This is a genomic window from Arthrobacter globiformis (assembly GCF_030815865.1).
Classification (GTDB): domain Bacteria; phylum Actinomycetota; class Actinomycetes; order Actinomycetales; family Micrococcaceae; genus Arthrobacter; species Arthrobacter globiformis_B.
On record NZ_JAUSXI010000001.1, the window covers coordinates 3,445,935 to 3,465,409 of the forward strand.

The window sequence follows — 19,475 nt, forward strand, 5'->3', positions numbered from 1 at the left end:
CCACGCGCCGTGTTGCCCGTCAGTCCTGGCCAGCTTCACGGTTCCCCCAAATGTTATCGCAAATCGTTATATCGACAGTCGATAACCTACCAGGGCTGCGGCGGAAGGTCAAAGGCGGGATCACAGCAGGAAAGCCTGGCCGGGATGAGGGCTCGGCCGCCTGCTGTTTAGAGGCTGCTCTGTCGGGCTTCGTCCCGGAACTTCACCGCGTCCGGGAAATATTCCAACGTCATGGGGACGTCCTGGGACGGATGCCGGACGAACCACTGGTACGCCGCGTTGTCGCTGGCTGTGAACCATGGCTTTCGGAGGCCCTTGAGCTTACGGGCCTGCCTGCCCCGCCATTCCTGCCTGACGTTGAAGAAGACCTGCACCACGCCAAACCCGAACAGTGCACCGAAGAACAGCATGAAAAGAGCCATGGGAAAGCCCCTGAAGAGACCGAAGACGCCGAACGCCAGGGCGGCCAGCGACGCTCCGGCAAACAGGATCGTTAGGAAGATGCTGAAGTAGAACGAGCGGATCAGGTTGTAGCTGGCGCCCCCGCTGCCGGCCCCGATGCCCCATTCCTCCCGGGTGTAGGCTGCGATGGTTTTGCCGTTGACGTAGTACCCGTAGAAGAGCGGCCGGGGAACGTAGGGCGGTTTTCGATGAGTCACAACGTCGTCCATCCTAGCCCCGGTCTGCGGCGAGTTTGGCTGTCAGCCAGCCGTGTTGTGTGCCGAGTCCGAGCCCTTGCATCGGGACTTCGCAGGGCCACGGACTTCCCTCCAGGGCAGCCCGGTACTGCCTGCCGGCCAGAGCAATGAGCGTGATGTCCTGGCTTCCCGCCAGTTCCTGGTCTGGGTAAATGAGGCCGTGCTTGGCGGAAAGGATGTACCAGCGGTCGCACGTCAGTTCCGCATATGCCGAAGCCTTCTTGAACCACTGGGAGACATATAGTTCCCGCGCCGGTGCTGGGCGCTGCAGCTTCTGCGACGCGCAGGCGACCAGACCAATCGTGCACGGTTCGCCGCTCATGGCTCACGCCTCCGGGTTCCGGGCTGGCTACGCCTTCACGCAGAAGCCGTTGGTTTTGATGATTTCGATGATCCGCTTGGCCTCTGCCTCCGAAATGGGCTTATCGGCGGACCTGGAGAAGCGCTCCTGGGTTGTCACGACCTGGACCTGCTCAGGTTCCCCCTTGAGGATCGACCGGCAGGCAATACTGGCACTGACCACGGCGTGCGTTCCTTCAATCTGCGGGTTCACCTTTGCCAGGTCCGCCATCAGCGACGTCTTCTGAGCTTCATTCAGCCTGGCAATCGGCACACCCGGCGTCGTAGTCGGAGCCGGGGTGGCAGGAGCAGAGCAGCCGGTCAGCGCTAGGACGGCAAGCAGTGCGGGGGCGATGAGCCTCTTCACGGTGACTCCAAAGGCAGGCAAGGACGGTTCTCTACCCGCAAACATGCGTAGAATCCGGTGGATGGCTGATGCCCAGAGAAGGGCCCGCGGAGGTAGAGCTTGGCGGCTACCGTCAGGCCCGAAGACGGACTAGGGTCACGGTCATGAAGCCGATCATCCTCCTCGACATCAACGGCGTGCTCAACCCCAAGCTTCACCAGGGCAACAGCGACGACGGCCCGGACCCTCACCTCTCGGATGCGAAGGTTGCCCTGGTGCGGCGGCTCGCCACCAAAGGGAGGATTGCCTGGGTGTCGACGTCGCCCGAGGACCTCATTGACCGTCTCGAAGGGCAACTTGATCTCGAGGTGGAGCCGCTTCGGGTGACGATCACGCCGCAGGCCGACGACGAAGACCAGCAGACGCCAAAGCTGGGGTCGGTAGCGAGGTGGCTGGACAGGATGGAAGCCGCAGGCGAGGCGGACTGGGACGCGGTCGTATGGATCGATGACGCACTAGGGCCCGACGTGCACGAGTGGGCCCACCACCACACCCAGCCCGTCCTGCTGGAAAAGCCAAACCCTGACGAGGGTCTGACCGAGGCACACGTCGTGGCGGTGCAGGTATTCATCAACAGCGAGGATCGGCGGGACGCCGGCGCCCAGGACACCGTCTGACACTTCAGGGCAGGAACCAGGCGGTAGAGGTGGACGTTAGGTCCTGCTACTGATCACGCCGCCACCAGGAGCGGGGCACCGCCGACGATGGTCTTCGCGTCCTCGCGGATCGAAGCGATCATCCGTGCGTTGGGCACCTTGTCGACGCCCATCTCACGGTTCCGGTGCGCCAGGACTGCAAGCCGGTCCGCCGGTTCGTTCAGCGGGTGGCCGTTGTGGCCGCGGACCCACTCGTAGGAGATGTTCACGCCGTGGGCGGAGCTCAGGATGCGCTTGCATTCCGCTACCGAGTCGGTGTCATCGTACGACTGAAGGGCGCCGGTGGAGACCCGGTCCAGGACTTCCAAGGCGGCCTTGGAACAGTGAGGATCTTCAGGTCCCCGACGCCTCTTCCCGCGGCACCGGGTGATGGCCAGGGTGGACTGCAGCCCGCGGCGGATCGCAGCTAATTCCTCGGCCCGGTTATTAGGCTTAGGTAATGAGCGATCAGGCAGTTGTAGAGGCAACGGCAAAGGAGGCCTGCCGAGATGAGGGTGCGCAAGCGGTAGCGGATAAATTGCTGGAACTGATGTCGCCGACCACCGCGATGATGTGGCTCAAGGGTTACGAAGGACATCTCGGTGGCTGATGTGCGCGGCAAGCGGACATGCACATCGGGTGCCGTGGGCCTCGGCAATCCCGCTCACGGGTAGCAGTCAGCGCCAACCATGAAGGCTCTCGGGCGCCACGTAGAAAAACATGCAGTATGGGTCAATAGGCCAACCAACCAATACCGGCCAAGATAGTTGGCACCGCGCCATGCTGTTTGTCACGGCGCCAACCAACTCGTCAGTTGTGCCAAGTAAATCGTCAACTCACACAGGTACAGCAACTCACAACTGAGCAATGCTCAGATACGAGGGTGTTTTTGCTCAGATACTGCAAAATTGCTCAGTTAGGTCGGAGTCTCACAACTGGTGGCTAGAAGTCCCAGTCCTCATCCTCGGTGTTGACGGCCTTACCAATCACGTAAGAGGAACCAGATCCCGAGAAGAAGTCGTGGTTCTCGTCGGCATTTGGAGACAGGGCCGAGAGGATGGCCGGGTTCACGTCAGTGACGGAGGCCGGGAACATGGCTTCGTAGCCCAGGTTCATCAGCGCCTTGTTGGCGTTGTAGTGCAGGAACTTCTTGACGTCCTCGGCCAGGCCGACGCCGTCGTACAGGTCGTGCGTGTACTGGACCTCGTTCTCGTACAGCTCGAAGAGCAGCTCGAAGGTGTAGTCCTTGATCTCCTGCCGGCGCGCCTCGGAGACCCTCTCCAGGCCCTTCTGGAACTTGTAGCCGATGTAGTAGCCGTGGACGGCCTCGTCGCGGATGATCAGGCGGATCAGGTCTGCCGTGTTCGTCAGCTTGGCGCGTGAGGACCAGTACATCGGCAGGTAGAAGCCGGAGTAGAACAGGAAGCTCTCCAGCAGTGTGGAGGCCACCTTGCGCTTCAGCGGATCGTCGCCCTGGTAGTAGTCCATGACGATCTGCGCCTTCTTCTGAAGGTTCTCGTTCTCGGTGGACCAGCGGAACGCCTCATCGATCTCCTTGGTGGAGGCCAGCGTAGAGAAGATGGAGGAGTAGCTCTTGGCGTGCACGGACTCCATGAACGCGATGTTCGTGTACACGGCCTCTTCGTGCGGGGTGATGGCATCCGGGATCAGGGAGACGGCGCCCACGGTGCCCTGGATCGTGTCCAGCAGGGTCAGACCGGTAAACACACGCATGGTGAGCTGCTGCTCGGCCGGCGTCAGCGTGTTCCAGGACTGGACGTCGTTGGACAGCGGCACCTTCTCCGGCAGCCAGAAGTTGTTGACAAGGCGGTTCCAGACGTCAACGTCCTTGTCGTCCTGGATCCGGTTCCAGTTGATGGCCTCGACGTGGCTGAGCAGCTTGACCTTCTCGGTCATGTCATCCCCTAAAAAGTTGGGTTGGTTCTTAGTAAAAGCGTACGACGGCGGGCGGGCACCCGCCGTCGTACTGGGCCTTGGTCTCGCCAAGCTCGACCAGCGGCGACAAGCTCCACCAGCGGTTACAAGCTCGACCAGCAGGTCACAGCATGCAGCTGACGCAGCCCTCAACTTCCGTCCCTTCCAGCGCGAGCTGGCGGAGACGGATGTAGTAAATGGTCTTGATGCCCTTGCGCCACGCGTAGATCTGCGCCTTGTTGATGTCGCGTGTGGTGGCGGTGTCCTTGAAGAACAGCGTCAGGGACAGGCCCTGGTCAACGTGCTGCGTTGCAGCGGCGTAGGTGTCGATGACCTTCTCGTAGCCGATCTCGTACGCGTCCTGGTAGTACTCCAGGTTGTCGTTCGTCAGGTAGGGGGCCGGGTAGTACACGCGGCCCAGCTTGCCTTCCTTGCGGATCTCGATTTTGGACGCCACCGGGTGGATCGAGGAGGTGGAGTTGTTGATGTAGGAGATCGAGCCCGTCGGCGGAACTGCCTGCAGATTCTGGTTGTAGATGCCGTGCTCCATGACGGAGGCCTTCAGCTCTCGCCAGTCATCCTGTGTGGGGATATGCACGTTCTTGAAGAGCTCCGTCACCTTCTCGGTCTGCGGCACCCACTCCTGCTCGGTGTACTTGTCGAAGAACTCGCCGGAGGCGTACTTGGACTTCTCGAAGCCGCCGAACGTCTGGCCGGTCTCGATGGAGAGCAGGTTCGACGCACGGACGGCGTGGTACACCACCGAGTAGAAGTAGATGTTGGTGAAGTCCAGGCCCTCTTCGGAGCCGTAGTGGACCCGCTCACGCGCGAGGTAGCCGTGCAGGTTCATCTGGCCAAGGCCGATGGCGTGCGACTGGTCGTTGCCGCGGGCGATCGACGGCACCGAGGTGATGTTGGACATGTCCGAGACAGCCGAGAGGGAGCGGATGGCCGTTTCGATGGTCCGGCCGAAGTCCGGCGAGTCCATGGTCTTCGCGATGTTCAGCGAGCCCAGGTTGCAGGAGATGTCCTTGCCGGTCTCGTCGTAGGACAGGTCATCGTGGTACGTCGTGGGCTGCGAGACCTGGAGGATCTCCGAGCACAGGTTGGACATGATGATCTTGCCGTCGATCGGGTTTTCCCGGTTCACGGTGTCCTCGAACATGATGTACGGGTAGCCGGACTCGAACTGGATCTCGGCGAGGGTCTGGAAGAACTCGCGCGCCTTGATCTTGGTCTTCTTGATCCGGGAATCGTCCACCATCTCGTAGTACTTCTCGGTGACCGAGACGTCGGAGAACGGCATCCCGTAGACGCGTTCGACGTCGTACGGCGAGAACAGGTACATGTCCTCGTCCTTCTTGGCGAGCTCGAAGGTGATGTCCGGGATGACGACGCCGAGTGAAAGGGTCTTGATGCGGATCTTCTCGTCCGCGTTCTCCCGCTTGGTGTCCAGGAACCGGTAGATGTCCGGGTGGTGCGCGTGCAGGTACACGGCACCGGCGCCCTGGCGGGCACCGAGCTGGTTGGCGTAGGAGAAGCTGTCCTCGAGGAGCTTCATCACGGGGATGACGCCGGAGGACTGGTTCTCGATCTGCTTGATCGGGGCGCCGACCTCACGGATGTTGGTCAGCGCGAAGGCCACGCCGCCGCCGCGCTTGGACAGCTGCAGGGCGGAGTTGATGGACCGGCCGATCGACTCCATGTTGTCTTCGATGCGGAGCAGGAAGCAGGAGACCAGCTCGCCGCGCTGCTTCTTGCCGGCGTTCAGGAACGTGGGGGTGGCCGGCTGGAAGCGGCCTTCGATGATCTCGTCCACCATCTGCAGCGCAAGCTGCTGGTTGCCGCGGGCCAGGTGCAGGGCAACCATGCACACGCGGTCCTCGTAGCGCTCCAGGAAGCGCTTGCCGTCGAACGTCTTGAGCGTATAGGACGTGTAGAACTTGAAGGCGCCCAGGAAGGTCTCGAAGCGGAACTTCTTCTTGTAGGCACGGTTGAAGAGCTCGCGGATGAAGTTCATCGTGTACTGGTCGAGGGTCTCGCGCTCGTAGTACTGGTTCTTCACCAGGTAGTCGAGCTTCTCCTCGAGGTCGTGGAAGAAGACCGTGTTGTTGTTCACGTGCTGCAGGAAGTACTGGTGGGCCGCCTCGCGGTCAGCCTCGAACTGGATCTCGCCGTTCGGACCGTACAGGTTCAGCATCGCGTTCAGCTCGTGGTAACCCAGGCCTTTATAGGCAGCGGGGAGCGCCGGCTTCTCCTGCTTTTCAACAGCCGTGTCCATGGACGCGTCCTTTCCTTCGGGCCTGGTTACTTCTGTGTCTGCGACAGTCGTGTCCAAAACTCTTCCAATCCTTCTTGTACACGGGAGACGTCTTCCGGCGTACCCATGAGTTCAAACTTGTATAAGTGGGGGACCTTGCATTTGGCAGCGATGATGTCGCCCGCCATGCAGTAGTTGTCCCCGAAATTCGTGTTTCCGGCCCCGATGACTCCCCTGATCAGGCGCCGGTTATCCGGGTTGTTCAGAAACCTGATGACCTGCTTGGGCACTGAACCCTCGCCGCCTGTCCCGCCGTAGGTGGGGACCACGAGCACGAACGGTTCACAGGCAACAAGGGGTTCATCCTTGGCGTGCAGGGGGATCCTGGCTGCGTCCGCACCAAGCTTCCCGATGAAGCGGCTGGTGTTCTCGGAGGCCGAGGAAAAGTAGATGAGGCGGCTGTGAGTCTGGTTCACGGGCGGTGTCTGATTGACGGGCGTCGTGTCCGCAGCAGGGGCTGCGGCCGGCGCATCGGCAAGTGCCGGCGCAGCCATGCGAGTCACCTCATCTACTCGGGAATTCTCTGCCGGAAACGGCGTGGGCGCAGCCTTAGGCCACAGAAGCGGAGGCGCTCAGCGCCAGCTCCTCGATCTTGTCCGGGCGGAAACCGGACCAGTGGTCCTGGTCCGTGACGACGACCGGTGCCTGCATGTAGCCGAGCGACTTCAGGCGCTCAAGGGCGTCCGCGTCCTGGGAGATGTCCACGCTCTGGTAAGCGATACCCTTCTTGTCCAGTGCACGGTAGGTGGCGTTGCACTGTACGCAGGCCGGCTTGGTGTAAACCGTAACGGTCATGGTTCCTGTCCCCTTTGTTGAAGTCACTGCTGCTGCACTCTTCTGAGACCTTGCTTGTGTCTCGGTATTGAAATCTCTGGCATCGTAGCGGTGGACTCTGCCCGGACCTTACCGTCCAGTACTGGCTGCGCCGGTCTCCCGCTCAATCTGTATGTCGATACTACATGTAGTGCGCGGCCCCGGAGAGGACCCCAAGATGATGTATTACAAGTATGTCATTTAATGCACTTTTAATCCACAGGCCGGTGCCCTCAAAATGTCCGGATTTCCGGGTTTTTGATGGACGGAATCCACACCCTGTGGAGTAGTTGCCCACATTTAACCCCCAGCGTGTCGTCCCGAAGACGGCGTGTCGTAGCACCCCTGACGGCACCTTTCGAGTGCGCCGGAACACAACAGTGGCGGCCCCGAAGCAGGTCTCGGGACCTCCACTGTGATTAAGCAAACGCCAAACTGGAGCTGAGCCTCCCGGCGGTCCAGGGGACACGAAGAATTCCTTGCTGGTCCGGGCACGGCCGGGCGGCGTCCGGGTGCAGAAGGTAGCAGTGCCGTTCGCCGTAGGCAGACCCGGGTCCCGGATGGGTCGCCCTCTCCTGCCACTTTTCCTGCCACTGAGCGGCGGGAGTAAGGTTGGCTGGTGGTCAACCCCGTGCATTTGAGGACGCTCCTTGAGGTCACGCGGCTGGGTTCGTTCGCGGCCGCGGCGAGCCGCCTTGGCTACACCGCCTCAGCCGTGTCCCAGCAGATGTCTGCCCTGGAGCGTGACACGGGCGTCCGCCTGTTCCAGCGTTCCGCCCGGAGCGTGGTTCCTACCGACGCCGCGATGGTGATGGCGCGCCACGCCGCGAAGGTCCTGACGGACATCGAGGCGCTGATGGCCGCCGCCTCCAAAACGCAGGACACTACCAGCCAGGAGCTCCGGCTGGGCATCTTCCCGAGCCTCGCCACCTACGTTCTGCCGCGGATCCTGCGGAGTCCCGCGTGGAAGGACCTGGGCATCGACCTGCGGGTGTCCGTTGCCGAACCCGCCCAGACCATCCAGGGGCTGCGCACCGGCGGCGACACGGATGTGGCGCTGGTGTACCAGGTGGGACAGTCCGGGCTGGCCTGGCCGCACACCATCAACAGGCAGTGGATCGGCGACGATAACTTCCGCGTGGTCCTTCCCGCCGGCTGGGGATTCCGCACGGACGCAAAGGTGGCCGCGGACCATCTGTCGGACATGCCGTGGATCATGCACCACCCCGGCACAAGCGATGCCACCGTCATCGAGCGGCTCTTCGCCGGCTGCAACCTCCACCCCCGCGTGGTGGCCTACAGCGACGACTTCCATGCCAGCCTTGAAATGGCCGCCGCCGGACTGGGGGCAGCGCTGGTGCCGGAACTTGCGCTGCTGCACCGGCCGGCCGGCGTCGTGGTGCTGGACGTCCCCGAAATCCGGCTGGCCCGCAACGTCTTCGCGCTGCTCATTAACGACAACAAGACGGCGCGGGTACAGCTGTTCGTGGACCTGCTGGCGGAAACGATGGGCGGCCTGGGGCAGTCAGTTAAATGATCCCCGAAGCTGGAATGCTCTGCTTTTCGGGTCTATGTTGAAGATATGACCACCAAGGTAGCGAGCCAGCACTTCGGAGTAATCGAGCTGAACCACGGCAGGGACCATAACGTTGCCGCGGAGCACGAGCTGGCCGGACAACGCCTTGAGCTGGACCTGAACATCAACGCCCATGACCACTTCGACGAAGCGGCCATGCACAAGGTGGACTACCGGCTGCGGTACCTCCCCGAACTCGTGGACGAGGTCAGGGAGATGATCGCCGAGGAGCTCGAGCAGGAGGGCACCAGCCCGCAGGAATATCTCCGCTTCCACTGCAACGCCATCAAGGACGAGCACCTGCAGAAGGTCTTCGGCGTAAAGGAAAAGAGCCAGCTCACCAACGCGGTGTTCCTCAAGGCCCTGAAACTCGGCCACGTGGGAATCTACCCCGGCCAGCCCGAACGCTACTTCGTCTTGGACTTCACCCTGGGCGAGCACTTCACCGACGAGGTGCTGGTGGCATCCGCGGACGAGGACGGCGTCGTCGACGACGAGATCGTCTGGGAGTCCTGAGGTTTCGACTGGCTCAACCACCGAAGCATTAAACGACGGCGCCCGTCACCTTTCGGTGACGGGCGCCGGTTCGTTCGTGGTGCGCCTCCGCTGGTTGAGCTTGTCGAAACCTGGATCTCGACAAGCTCGATCAGCGGATTGGCCCGGTCAACGCGCTATTACTGCTTGGCGCCTTCGAGCAGGCCGGCGCGGACCGTCTTGGTGGCCGCGACCAGGTTGCGCAGGGACTCTTCGGTCTCGGCGTAGCCACGGGTCTTCAGGCCGCAGTCCGGGTTGACCCAGAGCTGGCGGGACGGAACGTGCTTCACGGCAGTGCTCAGCAGTTCGGTGACTTCCTGCTCGCCCGGCACGCGCGGCGAGTGGATGTCGTAAACGCCGGGTCCGACGCCGCGGCCGAAGCCGTGGGACTCGAGGTCGTGGACAACCTCCATGCGGGAGCGTGCGGCTTCGATCGAGGTCACGTCGGCGTCCAGGCCGTCGATGGCGTCGATGATCACGCCGAACTCGGAGTAGCACAGGTGGGTGTGGATCTGCGTGGCGTCTGCCGCGCCGGCCGTGGCCAGGCGGAAGGAGTTGACGGACCAGTCCAGGTAGGCGGCCTGGTCTGCCTTGCGCAGCGGGAGCAGTTCGCGCAGGGCCGGCTCGTCAACCTGGATGATCTTGATGCCGGCAGCTTCGAGGTCGGCGATCTCGTCGCGCAGGGCCAGGCCCACCTGGTTGGCGGTCTCGCCCAGCGGCTGGTCGTCACGGACAAAGGACCAGGCCAGGATGGTGACCGGACCGGTCAGCATGCCCTTCATCGGCTTGCTGGTCAGCGCCTGGGCGTACTCCGCCCAGGCAACCGTGATGGGGGCGCTGCGGGTGACGTCGCCCCAGAGGATGGACGGACGGGTGCAGCGGGAGCCGTAGGACTGGACCCAGCCGTGGACCGTGACGTCGAAGCCTTCCAGGTTCTCGGCGAAGTACTGGACCATGTCATTGCGCTCGGGCTCGCCGTGCACCAGGACGTCGTAGCCGAGCTCTTCCTGCAGCTCCACTACGCGCTTGATCTCGTCCTTCATGAGCTGTTCGTACTGCTCGTTGGTCAGGTCACCCTTGTTGTTGCGGGCGCGGGCCGAACGGATTTCCGAGGTCTGCGGGAAGGAGCCGATGGTGGTGGTGGGCAGCGGCGGCAGGTGCAGCGCTGCTTCCTGCGCGGCTTCGCGGACCGCGTACTCGGAGCGGTTGAAGTCGGCCGGGGTCAGGGCCTCGGTGCGGGCGCGGACGTCGGCGCGGCGGACACCCTCGGCTTCGGCGCGGGAGGCGATGACGCGGGTGGCCTCGTCGATGGCCGGCTGGACTGCGGCGGCGTCGGTCAGCAAGCCGGCGAGGGTAACAACCTCAACGGCCTTCTGGTCGGCGAATGCCAGCCAGCTGCGCAGCTGCTCGGACAGCTGGGCCTCTTCTTCGACGTCGTGCGGGACGTGCTGGGTGGAGGTGGAGGTGCTGATGGCCAGCTTGGCGCCGCTCTTCTGCAGCTCGGCGATCTTGTTAGCCGAGGCGGCAAGATCGTTGCGCCAGATGTTGTGGCCGTCCACGACGCCGGCAACGAGGGTCTTGGTGCCCAGCGCGGCCAGTGCTGCGGCGGAGGGAACCTCGCCCTTGAAGACGTCGATGTGCAGGGCATCGATGTTGGTGGCTGCAAGGATGCCGAGCTGGCCGTTCAGAGCGCCGTACGGAGTGGAGACGAACAGCTGCGGGCGGCTGGCGGCAGCGGTGAGGACCTCGTAGGCACGGGCTGCGGCGGCCTGGATCTCCTGCTCAGGGGTGTCCTGGTCCACCACCAGGGCGGGCTCGTCCAGCTGGACCCAGCTGGCGCCGGCAGCTGCCAGCTTCTCGAGCAGCGCGGTGTAGACGGGCAGGACGTCCTCGAGGCGGGACAGCGGGCTGAAGCCGACGGGGGCGTCGTCGGAAGCCTTGCTCAGCAGCAGGAAGGTGACGGGGCCGACGATGTACGGGCGGGTCTCCACGCCGTTGGCGAGGGCGTATTCGAACTCTTCAACGATGCGGTTGGAGGTCAGGGAGAAGTTGGTCTCCGGGCCGATTTCCGGCACGAGGTAGTGGTAGTTGGTGTCGAACCACTTGGTCATTTCCAGCGGCTGCTGTTCCTTGTTGCCGCGGGCCAGGGTGAAGTAGCCGTCGATGTCCAGCTGTCCCTCAGCGGTGAGGAGGTTGCCGAAACGGGCGGGAACGGCGCCGACGTGGGCAGCGGCGTCGAGCACCTGGTCGTAGAAGGAGAACGTGCCCGGAACTGCTGCAGCTTCAGTAAGCCCGAGGCCCTGAAGGCGCTTGGCGTTGCCCAGCTGGATCTCCTTGGCGGCGGCGTCCAGAGCCGCGGCGTCGATCTTGCCTGCCCAATAGGCTTCAACGGCCTTCTTCAGCTCGCGGCGGCGGCCGATGCGGGGGTAGCCGAGGATGGACGCGGACGGGAAGGGCGTGGCGTTCTGTTCAGTCATGTGAAAGTCCTTGAATCGTTGCGAAAAGCGGTGAATGTCGTGGGGAGGAATGCGGTCAGCTGGCGAGCTGGCGGCGGGCAAGTGCGTTCAGGCGGCTCGACGGGCGTGCCGGCCGGGCAAGCGACAGCTTGTCCAGCACCTCCAGCGCGCTCTGGTGCTCATTGAACGTGTAGATGTGGAGTCCGGGTGCGCCGGCGTCCAGGGCCGCGTTGGCCAGGTCCACCGTGGCGCTGACGCCGATGCGGAGCCGCTCGCCGTCGGTATCCGCGGCAGCCATCCGCTCGATGAGCTCCGGGGCGGGTTCGACGCCGGTCAGCTCGCCGAGGCGCTTGAGCCTCCGCAGGCTGGTGAGCGGCATGACTCCGGGGATGATAGGGATGGTGACGCCGGCCCGGCGTGCCCTGGTCACGAGGTCCGCGTATTGCTCCGTGTGGAAGAACACCTGGGTGATCGCGAAGTCGGCACCGGACCGCTGCTTGGCCAGCAGTACCTCCACGTCATGGGCCTCGCTGGGGGATTCCGGATGCCGCGTGGGGTAGGCCGCCACGCCAACGGCAACCTTCCCGGCGCATAGCAGTGCCGAGCGCCGCTGCTCCACCCGGCGGATGAGCTCAATCAGGTCCTGGGCGTAGCGCAGCGAACCGCTGACCGGTTCGCCGCTGTCCTTGGGCAGGTCGCCGCGAAGGGCAAGGATTCCGCGGACGCCGGCGTCGAGCAGTTCACCGATGATTTCCGCGAGCTCGGTTGGCGTGTTGCCAACACATGTCAGGTGGGCAAGCGGACGGAGGGTGGTCTCCAGCACCAGGCGGTTAATGAGTTCGACGGCGGTGTCGCGGTTGGAGCCGCTGGCACCGTAGGTGACCGATACGTAGTCGGGATCGGTGGCTTCCAGTTCCCGGATGGTGTTCCACAGGGTCTCCGCGGCAGCGGGCGAACGGGGCGGAAACAGCTCATAGGAGAGCGCCACCGGCGCGGTGTCGGAGAGATTTGGATGTGTTTCGATAAGGCTTGGTGGTGACATTTGCGTCCTTGGCTTTGGGCCATTGAAGGCTGCGCTGCCGTGGCGGGAAGCCGGGCAGCATGCGGTCAATGAATTGAGTTTGGGGAACACGGGACGGACTTCGGCAGGGCGCAGCCGCGACTGTTACGCCTGTAAAGAAGTCCACCGTGAGCAAATGTCAGGCCCACATGGGGGCACCCACACCCTCCTTGGCGGCCGGCGGGCGGCACATCCGCAGCGGAGGATCGCTGACACGTTACCTGGGTAACTTGTATAGAACTCTAGAAGCCGTCCGGGGACGGCTTCAAGTTGATGCCGAATTAAGACGCTGCTTTACGCCCGATTGGACTGCCCCTCCAGAATTATCTTCGCCAAAAGGGACTCTGGCGTTGTTGACATCCCCGAGCCGTGCGGGGAGCCAGCCGGGAGTACCTCTTTCCAAACCGAAGAAATTGGTCCATTCTTTTGTCACGTCGTATTGGATTCGGCAAGGTCTCAGGTTGAGGAGGCTGGATGCTCCTTCTCGTTCTTCCTCGGTGAATCGTCCCGAGAGAACATTATCCGCGCCTGTCGCTTGGCCTGCGTCGCACCGTCCCATGATTCGCCCGCTGGCAGGGCGCGGTTCGCCAGCCTTCCGCTGCGACCGGGCACGGTATCGACGCGCGGTGGAGTTGCTGGAAGCCAGAAATCCCCACGGCGAAAGGCCATCGAGATGTTCCAACTTTCCAAACCACCGCTTCACAAATCACCGTCCGCCCCGGGCTCGGCCCTTGTGCTCCTCTTGGCGCTGACCACCGTAACTTCCTGCGCCGCGCAGCAAAATACCGCCCCGCAGGCCACCTCCGGTTCCGCCTCGCCGACAGCGACGTCGGCCTCCGCGGCTGCTTCGGAATCTCCAACCGGATCTGCGGCCGCGTCTTCCAGCGCGTCCGGGACAGCCAGCGCCGACGAGCTCTGCGGTCCGGGATCCGCGATCAACTTCGACCCATCGCAATTCCAGTCTTCCCCCAACGTGGACAACAAATGGTTCCCGCTGAAGCCGGGCATGCAGTACACCACCACAGGCGACGTCAAGAGTGCCGAAGGAACCACCAAACGGACGGTGATCCACTCGGTGACCGGTCTGACCAAAGTCATCGACGGCGTCAAGACCCAGGTCATGTGGGACCGGGACTACGCCGACGGTGAGCTGGTGGAATCCGAACTGGCTTTCTTTGCCCAGACCCAGAGCGGCGACGTCTGGCTGTTCGGTGAATACCCTGAGGAATATGAAAGCGGGAAGTTCACTGGTGCGCCTTCCACCTTCATCCATAGCCTGGACGAGGCCCAGGCCGGCATCGCCATGCAGGCGGATCCCCAGGCCAACACGAACAGTTATGTCCAGGCCCACGCGCCGAACGTCGACTTCCTGGACTGCGGCCAGGTCTTTAAGCAGAACGACCATGTCTGCGTCGCCACGGGGTGCTATGACGATGTGCTGGTGATTGATGAACGCAACCCGCTGGAGCCGGCTGTGGGCCACCAGCGGAAGTTCTACTCGGCCGGAACAGGCCTGGTGAAAGTGACAGCTGTAGGCGGAAAGGACCAGGAGACGCTGGACCTCTCCAAGATCGAACAGCTCACCGACGCCAAGCTGACCGAAGTAAACCAGGAGGCACTCAAGCTGGACAAGCATGCCTATCAGGTCAGCAAGAACGTCTACGGGAAGACGGCTCAGGCTGAGGTTGCCACCGGAACGTCCAGCGGCTATTAGCGGCGGTCGTGAGGGAGGTACCCGGAGCGGAGGCTCCGGGTACCTCCCTTTGGCGCATGAAGAGGTCTATTCTGATGCCATGATCCAGCTACCAGCCAGCTACGAGGAATATCTCGTTGGCAAGGACCCAAGCTTCGTCGACATGGTCCGTCCGATCCTCCTCCAGTCGGCAGCGGACCAGCTGCACGGCGTCCGGGTGCTGTACATCCCCCGGGGGCACCAGGCACACCTCGACGATACGATTCCCTACGGGACAATCGTCGAGGACATCGACTAGGGCTCAGCCCTCCAGCAGCAGCCGCTGGGCCCGGGGCGCAAGGGTGTGCTCGAGGACCAGGCATGCAGCGCCCACGGCTCCCACGTCCTCCCCCACGCCCGTGCCCACGACTTCGACGGCGTGGATGTTGCCGGCATCGCTGTTCTGCTGGATCAGGCCGGGGACCTTAGCCAGATAGCGCGCGGACAGCAGCGGCCAGAAGGGGCCGCCAAACACCACCCGGTCCACGTCCAGCGTGTTGGCCACCGCTGACGCCGCCCGGGCCACGAGTTCTGCTGATTTGTCGATGATGGCAGCCGCTTCGCTGTTGCCGGCGTCGGCTGCTTCGCAGAGCATGGCAAACCTTTCCTGGAGGGCAGAGCTGTTGGTGGCCGTTCCGGGCTCATCCAGAATGCCTGCCGCCTGGGCCTGCGCGACCAGGACCTGGGGAATGCAGGTGGACTTGACGCAGCCGCGCAGCCCGCAGTCGCACGGGGCTCCGTCAGGGTCAACGATGATGTGGCCGATTTCGCCGGCGTTGCCTGACGTGCCGCGGACCACCTCGTCATTGAGGACAATGCCGCAGCCGATGCCGGTGCCCATGTACATAAAAACAAAGCTGCCAGCGCCGCTGGCTCCGCCGGCCCAGGTTTCCGCGACCGCAGCGCTCGTGACGTCCTTGTCCATCAGCACAGACAGTCCTGTCGCCTCAGCCAGCGCATCCCGGAGCGGAACACTGTCCCAGCCGTCCATGAGCGGCGGCTCCACCACCGTGCCGTTGTCATGGTCGATGGGTCCGGGTGCCGCGACGCCCAGGCCGGCAATCCGGGCGCGATCCACACCAGAGGCCTCGACCAGCTTGTCGATTTCGGCGGCAATGGCGGTTATGACCGCCTCGGGGCGGGAGCTATCCGGCGTTTTCAGGCTCGAATGCAAGACCACTGCACCCAACAGATCAAGGACGACGAACGTTGCCACAGCAGGGTCCAGATGCACCCCGACCGCATACATGCCGGCGGGATTCAGGCGAAGGATGGTTCGCGGCTTCCCGGGTCCGCTGCCCTCCTTGCCCGCCTCGACAATGAGGTTCTGGTCCAACAGCCGGCGGGAAATGTTAGAAATGGTTTGCGGGGACAGACCAACGATCTGGGCAAGTTCAACGCGGCTGAGCCCTCCGGCGGCACGGCGGATGGCATCGAGAATGACCGTCAGGTTGAAGTCGCCCATCCGCGGCAGGTTGGTTCCGCGCCTCGGCGAGGGCTGGCGGATCTCGGTCAAGGATTCCCCTAACATCTTTTGTTGGCCACTATCAATGCCTGAATCGTACGTTACGCCCCGGGGAACGGGTACGCCCCACGCTCAGGCAGTGCAGGCGCGTTCGACGACGGCCGGCGGGGCTCAGGCGGTAGGCCGCCTGACGCTGGCGGCCACCGTGAATTTGGGGTTTCGGCCCCTCACCGTGGTGGGCCCAACGAGCCTTTCCAGGGCCGTCACGTAACGCAGGTGGCTGTTGAATACCGTCCAGAGCTGGCCTCCGGGCGCCAGCACACGGCCTGCTGCCTCGAAGAGCTTCAGCCCCGCCCCGGCGTGGACGCTGGAACCGAGGTGGAACGGGGGGTTCAGCAGGATGAGGTCGGCGCTGCCGGCCGGAAGGGTGCTCATTGCGTCATCCTGGACAGCCGTGATGCTGGCAGCCAGGCCGTTGGCTCGGGCGGTTGCCCTTGCCGACGCCACGGCGGCCGCGGACCGGTCGGTGGCGACGACCTCGGCTCCGGGGTGCCGGCGGGCATACATTGCTGCCAGGATCCCGGTGCCGCAGCCCAGGTCCACGGCCTTGGCGGCGGCCGGGACCTGCGGCAGGAATGACAGCAGGAAGCGGGTGCCAATGTCCAAACGGGTGCCTGCGAAAACGGCCCCGTGCGCGCAGATGTCCAGGTCGAGTTCGGCGTTGTGTTCCGTCACGGGGTAGGGCGGTTTGCCTTCCGCACGCTTCGGGTCGGCGGCGAGGAGCAGCCGTGATTTTTGCCGGGCCAGCTGCGGCTGCACCGTGCCGAAGTATTTGCCCAGCACGGCGTTCATGCCCAGGGACATGTGCTTGACCCGGCCGCCGGCAAGTAGGACAACGCCGGCAGGCGCGTGCCGGGCAACGGCGTCGGAAATTTCCTCGAGTTCGGCAAGGGTCTTGGGAAGCTGCAACAGCACCAGGTCCGCGCCGGCCAGCAGTTCGGCGCCGAGCGGCAGCTGTGCAAAGCCTCCCGAAACTCCCAGTGCCGCCGCGTTGCTGAGCAGTGCCCGCTCCCCTGTGACCAAGTCCTGGTGCACCCTCACCTCGGCCGGCACCGGGCCGGTACCGCCGGCCAGCAGCCCGAGCGTGAGCGCCCCGTAGTTGTCCCCTATGACGGCAACCCTGCTGTCCGGTGCGAGCCGATCCGCGGCGGCGCCCAGCAGGAGGGAGTCTGTGGCGTCCCACGCGTGGAGGTTGGCGGCCTCGACATCGGGGTGCCTTCGAAGCAAGCCCAGGAGCTGCCCAAGACCGTTTTCTGTCACGTGGTGCCGCCGCCTCTTCCTTGCTGGTTGCCCGGGCAGAAATCCGCCCGTGCAAATCTACCGCGGATCAGCCACGGCTGCGGAGGCTGACAGGAGTTCGAGGATTTCTGTCACCGCGGCCCGGCCGGCGCGGTTTGCGCCGATGGTGGACGACGACGGGCCGTAGCCCACCAGGTGCACCCGGGGTTCCGCGGCCACCTGCGTCCCTTCCATGGCAATCCCGCCGCCTGGTCCCCGCAGGTGCAGCGGCGCCAGGTGCTCCAGCTCGGCGCGGAACCCGGTGGCCCACAGGATCACATCCGCCGCGAGGAACCCGCCGTCCGCCAGCCGGACGCCGCCGGGTTCTATCGCCGTGAACATCGGCCGGCGGTCCAGCACGCCGCGCGCGGCTGCCGCCCGCAGGGCCGGGGTCCAGATGAGCCCGGTGGCAGCCACGACGCTTTGCGGCGGCAACCCCTGCCGAACCCGGTCTTCCACGAGGGCGACGGCGTCATGCCCGGCTTGCCGGTCGAACCCGTCCCGCCATACAGGCTCACGGCGCGTGAACCAGCTTGTCGTTGTGACCTTCGAGATTTCGTCCAGCAGCCCGACGGCGGAGATTCCGCCGCCCACCACGATGACGTGCAGCCCGCGGAACTCCTCTGCGGACACGTAGTCGGCAACATGCAGCTGGCGGCCCCCGAACGTGAACTGGCCCGGATAGATCGGCCAAAAAGGCCTGGTCCAGGTTCCGGTGGCGTTGATGACTGCCCGGGCCGTCCAGCCGCCGTCGGATGTGGTGATCCTTAGGCGCCCCGCCGGGTCAGCGTCCCCACGTTCAACGGCGAGCACCTTGACGGGCCGCTCGACGGCCAGCCCGACCTGCCTCTCGTAGGCAGCGAAGTAGCGGCTGAGGAATGCCGAGCTTGGTTCCGCCGGGTCGACATCCGGCTGCGGTATTCCGGGAAGGTCACTGATGCCGTTTACGGTGGCCATGAGCAGGCTCTTCCAGCGGTGCCGCCAGGCTCCGCCCGGCCCGTCCTCGGCGTCCAGCACCGCGTACGACCGCCCTGGACCGGCCGCCGTCCCTGCACCACCTGGCTGTTCTGCTGCCGGGGCTGGCGTGAAGCCGCGGCGGGCCAGGTGGAAGGCGGCGGAGAGGCCGGCCTGCCCAGCTCCGATGACGACGACGTCGGCATTGCGGCTCGTTCCACCGCTTGCAGTGCTACCGCTCAATAGTGCCGCTCCCCCGGCTCGCTCATCCGCCTCATGTCTTCATCCTAGGCGCCGTCCCGGCCCGGCCGCCGCGCGTCGATGGCACACGAAGGCCCTCCTAGACACCGAGGTGCAGGAGGACCCTTCGGGTTATTAGTCGCTTGCTTGCTCAGTCGTCTTGCTCAGTCATCGCTACCGTGGCCGCCGCTGTCATCGCCAGGCTCAACGCCCTTACGGTCGCCGCCCTTGTCGTCGCCGGGTTCAGCAGCCTTACGGTCGCCGCCCTTGTCGTCGCCGGGCTCAGGTGTTGTCCGAAGTCCACCGTGGTCATCGCCGGGTTCAGCAACCCGCGGCGCCTGGTCTGAGCGGAGACCGCCGTTGTCGTCGCCGGGCTCGGGGGCGGTCCGGAGGCCTCCCTTGTCGTCGCCGGGTTCAACGGAGAGGGAGCCGCTGCCAACGAAATTTTCAGCAGGCGCTGCCACGGTTCCGCCGCTGTCGTCGCCGGGCGCAGGGGCGGTCCGGAGCCCTCCCTTGTCGTCACCGGCTTCCGCAGGCTTGGACGCTTTCTTGGCGGCTGATGCCTTCTTGTCGTCGGCTTTGGTGTCATCACTGGACTTCGCGGCTGACTTGGGGGTGGCCTTGGCGGAGCTGACGGCCGGGGCGGAGATTCCGGTGGCAGAGTCGTCCGTTACAAGGACGTTCCTGGCGTCGTCACTGGTACCCGTGCCGGTGTTGCCCAGCGACTGGGTGGTGGCGAAGGCGGCGCCTCCGGTGAGGAGGACGCCGGCGACGGATAATGCGAGGGCTGCTTTTGTTTTCATGGCTCCACACTAGGAACTCGCCGTCGAGGATAGGTGTAAAGGAAATCCAAGACTTGTCCAAGATTGCCTGTGGGGTTCTCCCCCACCCGGACCGCCCTCCCGCTGCCGCGCGTCGGCCATCCGCCGCGGCACAGGAGGGAGTGCCGAGTCAGGTGAGACGGGTCAGACAGG

Annotated in this window: 20 protein-coding genes; 6 read left to right on the plus strand and 14 right to left on the minus strand. The window is 64.3% G+C overall.

What is annotated here, in order from left to right; genetic code table 11:
• Positions 1–167: 167 nt before the first annotated feature.
• From QFZ33_RS15945 to QFZ33_RS15955, 3 genes are read right to left on the minus strand one after another with little or no spacing between them, the layout of a single operon-like run.
• Positions 168–659 (minus strand): hypothetical protein, encoded by a 492-nt coding sequence (locus tag QFZ33_RS15945; protein ID WP_307029036.1) that lies wholly within the window; start codon positions 657–659, stop codon positions 168–170.
• A gap of 13 nt (positions 660–672) precedes the next feature.
• A complete protein-coding gene (locus QFZ33_RS15950; protein WP_307029038.1) occupies positions 673–1,020 on the minus strand; it encodes a DUF6884 domain-containing protein in 348 nt (115 codons plus the stop codon).
• A 27-nt stretch (positions 1,021–1,047) separates the two neighbouring features.
• Complete coding sequence (locus tag QFZ33_RS15955; protein ID WP_307029040.1) at positions 1,048–1,404, minus strand: hypothetical protein; 357 nt, start codon at positions 1,402–1,404, stop codon at positions 1,048–1,050.
• A 143-nt stretch (positions 1,405–1,547) separates the two neighbouring features.
• Here QFZ33_RS15955 and QFZ33_RS15960 point away from each other — a divergent pair, with 143 nt between their 5' ends.
• Positions 1,548–2,060, plus strand: a complete 513-nt coding sequence (locus QFZ33_RS15960; RefSeq protein WP_307029042.1) for an HAD domain-containing protein — start codon at positions 1,548–1,550, stop codon at positions 2,058–2,060.
• A gap of 53 nt (positions 2,061–2,113) precedes the next feature.
• On the opposite strand, the gene QFZ33_RS15965 is transcribed toward QFZ33_RS15960, so the two are convergent.
• Positions 2,114–2,407 (minus strand): ribonuclease HI, encoded by a 294-nt coding sequence (locus QFZ33_RS15965; RefSeq protein WP_307029044.1) that lies wholly within the window; start codon positions 2,405–2,407, stop codon positions 2,114–2,116.
• Between the two features lie 131 nt (positions 2,408–2,538).
• Here QFZ33_RS15965 and QFZ33_RS15970 point away from each other — a divergent pair, with 131 nt between their 5' ends.
• The gene (locus QFZ33_RS15970) at positions 2,539–2,688 is read left to right on the plus strand and encodes a hypothetical protein (protein ID WP_307029046.1); all 150 of its coding nucleotides are present in this window, start codon (positions 2,539–2,541) and stop codon (positions 2,686–2,688) included.
• Between the two features lie 332 nt (positions 2,689–3,020).
• Here QFZ33_RS15970 and nrdF read toward each other — a convergent pair whose 3' ends face one another.
• The 4 genes from nrdF to nrdH all read right to left on the minus strand — a co-directional run bounded on the left by nrdF (position 3,021) and on the right by nrdH (position 7,128).
• Positions 3,021–3,995: a class 1b ribonucleoside-diphosphate reductase subunit beta gene (gene nrdF, locus QFZ33_RS15975; protein WP_307029048.1), complete on the minus strand. Its 975-nt coding sequence runs from the start codon at positions 3,993–3,995 to the stop codon at positions 3,021–3,023.
• A gap of 142 nt (positions 3,996–4,137) precedes the next feature.
• Entirely contained in the window at positions 4,138–6,294 is a 2,157-nt protein-coding gene (gene nrdE, locus QFZ33_RS15980; protein ID WP_307029050.1) for a class 1b ribonucleoside-diphosphate reductase subunit alpha, read from the minus strand.
• A 26-nt stretch (positions 6,295–6,320) separates the two neighbouring features.
• A complete protein-coding gene (gene nrdI, locus QFZ33_RS15985) occupies positions 6,321–6,827 on the minus strand; it encodes a class Ib ribonucleoside-diphosphate reductase assembly flavoprotein NrdI (RefSeq protein ID WP_307029051.1) in 507 nt (168 codons plus the stop codon).
• Between the two features lie 55 nt (positions 6,828–6,882).
• Positions 6,883–7,128, minus strand: coding sequence for a glutaredoxin-like protein NrdH (nrdH, locus tag QFZ33_RS15990; RefSeq protein ID WP_076802586.1), 246 nt, complete (start codon positions 7,126–7,128; stop codon positions 6,883–6,885).
• 637 nt (positions 7,129–7,765) lie between these two features.
• On the opposite strand from nrdH, the gene QFZ33_RS15995 reads away from it, so the two are divergent.
• Positions 7,766–8,683: a LysR family transcriptional regulator gene (locus QFZ33_RS15995; RefSeq protein ID WP_307029053.1), complete on the plus strand. Its 918-nt coding sequence runs from the start codon at positions 7,766–7,768 to the stop codon at positions 8,681–8,683.
• Between the two features lie 45 nt (positions 8,684–8,728).
• Positions 8,729–9,238 carry a DUF2004 domain-containing protein gene (locus tag QFZ33_RS16000; RefSeq protein ID WP_307029055.1) on the plus strand — a complete coding sequence of 170 codons (510 nt, stop codon included), beginning with the start codon at positions 8,729–8,731 and terminating at the stop codon, positions 9,236–9,238.
• A gap of 158 nt (positions 9,239–9,396) precedes the next feature.
• Here the strand turns inward: QFZ33_RS16000 and metE are convergent, their stop codons facing one another.
• Both metE and QFZ33_RS16010 read right to left on the minus strand, forming a co-directional pair.
• Positions 9,397–11,733, minus strand: a complete 2,337-nt coding sequence (metE, locus tag QFZ33_RS16005) for a 5-methyltetrahydropteroyltriglutamate--homocysteine S-methyltransferase (RefSeq protein WP_307029057.1) — start codon at positions 11,731–11,733, stop codon at positions 9,397–9,399.
• Between the two features lie 55 nt (positions 11,734–11,788).
• A complete protein-coding gene (locus QFZ33_RS16010) occupies positions 11,789–12,754 on the minus strand; it encodes a methylenetetrahydrofolate reductase (RefSeq protein WP_307029059.1) in 966 nt (321 codons plus the stop codon).
• Between the two features lie 691 nt (positions 12,755–13,445).
• Here QFZ33_RS16010 and QFZ33_RS16015 point away from each other — a divergent pair.
• A complete protein-coding gene (locus QFZ33_RS16015) occupies positions 13,446–14,486 on the plus strand; it encodes a hypothetical protein (protein ID WP_307029061.1) in 1,041 nt (346 codons plus the stop codon).
• 79 nt (positions 14,487–14,565) lie between these two features.
• On the plus strand, positions 14,566–14,763 hold the full coding sequence (locus tag QFZ33_RS16020) for a hypothetical protein (RefSeq protein WP_102972413.1): 198 nt from the start codon (positions 14,566–14,568) through the stop codon (positions 14,761–14,763).
• A 3-nt stretch (positions 14,764–14,766) separates the two neighbouring features.
• On the opposite strand, the gene QFZ33_RS16025 is transcribed toward QFZ33_RS16020, so the two are convergent.
• From QFZ33_RS16025 to QFZ33_RS16040, 4 genes are all read right to left on the minus strand, one after another.
• A complete protein-coding gene (locus QFZ33_RS16025; RefSeq protein WP_307029063.1) occupies positions 14,767–16,020 on the minus strand; it encodes an ROK family protein in 1,254 nt (417 codons plus the stop codon).
• A gap of 120 nt (positions 16,021–16,140) precedes the next feature.
• Positions 16,141–17,289 carry a class I SAM-dependent methyltransferase gene (locus QFZ33_RS16030; RefSeq protein WP_307029065.1) on the minus strand — a complete coding sequence of 383 codons (1,149 nt, stop codon included), beginning with the start codon at positions 17,287–17,289 and terminating at the stop codon, positions 16,141–16,143.
• Positions 17,290–17,346: 57 nt separating this feature from the next.
• Complete coding sequence (locus QFZ33_RS16035) at positions 17,347–18,504, minus strand: NAD(P)-binding domain-containing protein (protein ID WP_307029068.1); 1,158 nt, start codon at positions 18,502–18,504, stop codon at positions 17,347–17,349.
• 161 nt (positions 18,505–18,665) lie between these two features.
• Positions 18,666–19,304 (minus strand): hypothetical protein, encoded by a 639-nt coding sequence (locus tag QFZ33_RS16040; RefSeq protein WP_307029070.1) that lies wholly within the window; start codon positions 19,302–19,304, stop codon positions 18,666–18,668.
• Positions 19,305–19,475: the final 171 nt, after the last annotated feature.

What these genes read in the sequence shown, in the direction of transcription:
- QFZ33_RS15950 (WP_307029038.1), bottom strand. Translation starts at nt 1,020, where the DNA reads ATGAGCGGCGAACCGTGCACGATTGGTCTGGTCGCCTGCGCGTCGCAG.
- QFZ33_RS15960 (WP_307029042.1), top strand. Translation starts at nt 1,548, where the DNA reads ATGAAGCCGATCATCCTCCTCGACATCAACGGCGTGCTCAACCCCAAG.
- QFZ33_RS15970 (WP_307029046.1), top strand. Translation starts at nt 2,539, where the DNA reads ATGAGCGATCAGGCAGTTGTAGAGGCAACGGCAAAGGAGGCCTGCCGA.
- nrdF (WP_307029048.1), bottom strand. Translation starts at nt 3,995, where the DNA reads ATGACCGAGAAGGTCAAGCTGCTCAGCCACGTCGAGGCCATCAACTGG.
- nrdE (WP_307029050.1), bottom strand. Translation starts at nt 6,294, where the DNA reads ATGGACACGGCTGTTGAAAAGCAGGAGAAGCCGGCGCTCCCCGCTGCC.
- nrdI (WP_307029051.1), bottom strand. Translation starts at nt 6,827, where the DNA reads ATGGCTGCGCCGGCACTTGCCGATGCGCCGGCCGCAGCCCCTGCTGCG.
- nrdH (WP_076802586.1), bottom strand. Translation starts at nt 7,128, where the DNA reads ATGACCGTTACGGTTTACACCAAGCCGGCCTGCGTACAGTGCAACGCC.
- QFZ33_RS16000 (WP_307029055.1), top strand. Translation starts at nt 8,729, where the DNA reads ATGACCACCAAGGTAGCGAGCCAGCACTTCGGAGTAATCGAGCTGAAC.
- metE (WP_307029057.1), bottom strand. Translation starts at nt 11,733, where the DNA reads ATGACTGAACAGAACGCCACGCCCTTCCCGTCCGCGTCCATCCTCGGC.
- QFZ33_RS16010 (WP_307029059.1), bottom strand. Translation starts at nt 12,754, where the DNA reads ATGTCACCACCAAGCCTTATCGAAACACATCCAAATCTCTCCGACACC.
- QFZ33_RS16015 (WP_307029061.1), top strand. Translation starts at nt 13,446, where the DNA reads ATGTTCCAACTTTCCAAACCACCGCTTCACAAATCACCGTCCGCCCCG.
- QFZ33_RS16020 (WP_102972413.1), top strand. Translation starts at nt 14,566, where the DNA reads ATGATCCAGCTACCAGCCAGCTACGAGGAATATCTCGTTGGCAAGGAC.
- QFZ33_RS16040 (WP_307029070.1), bottom strand. Translation starts at nt 19,304, where the DNA reads ATGAAAACAAAAGCAGCCCTCGCATTATCCGTCGCCGGCGTCCTCCTC.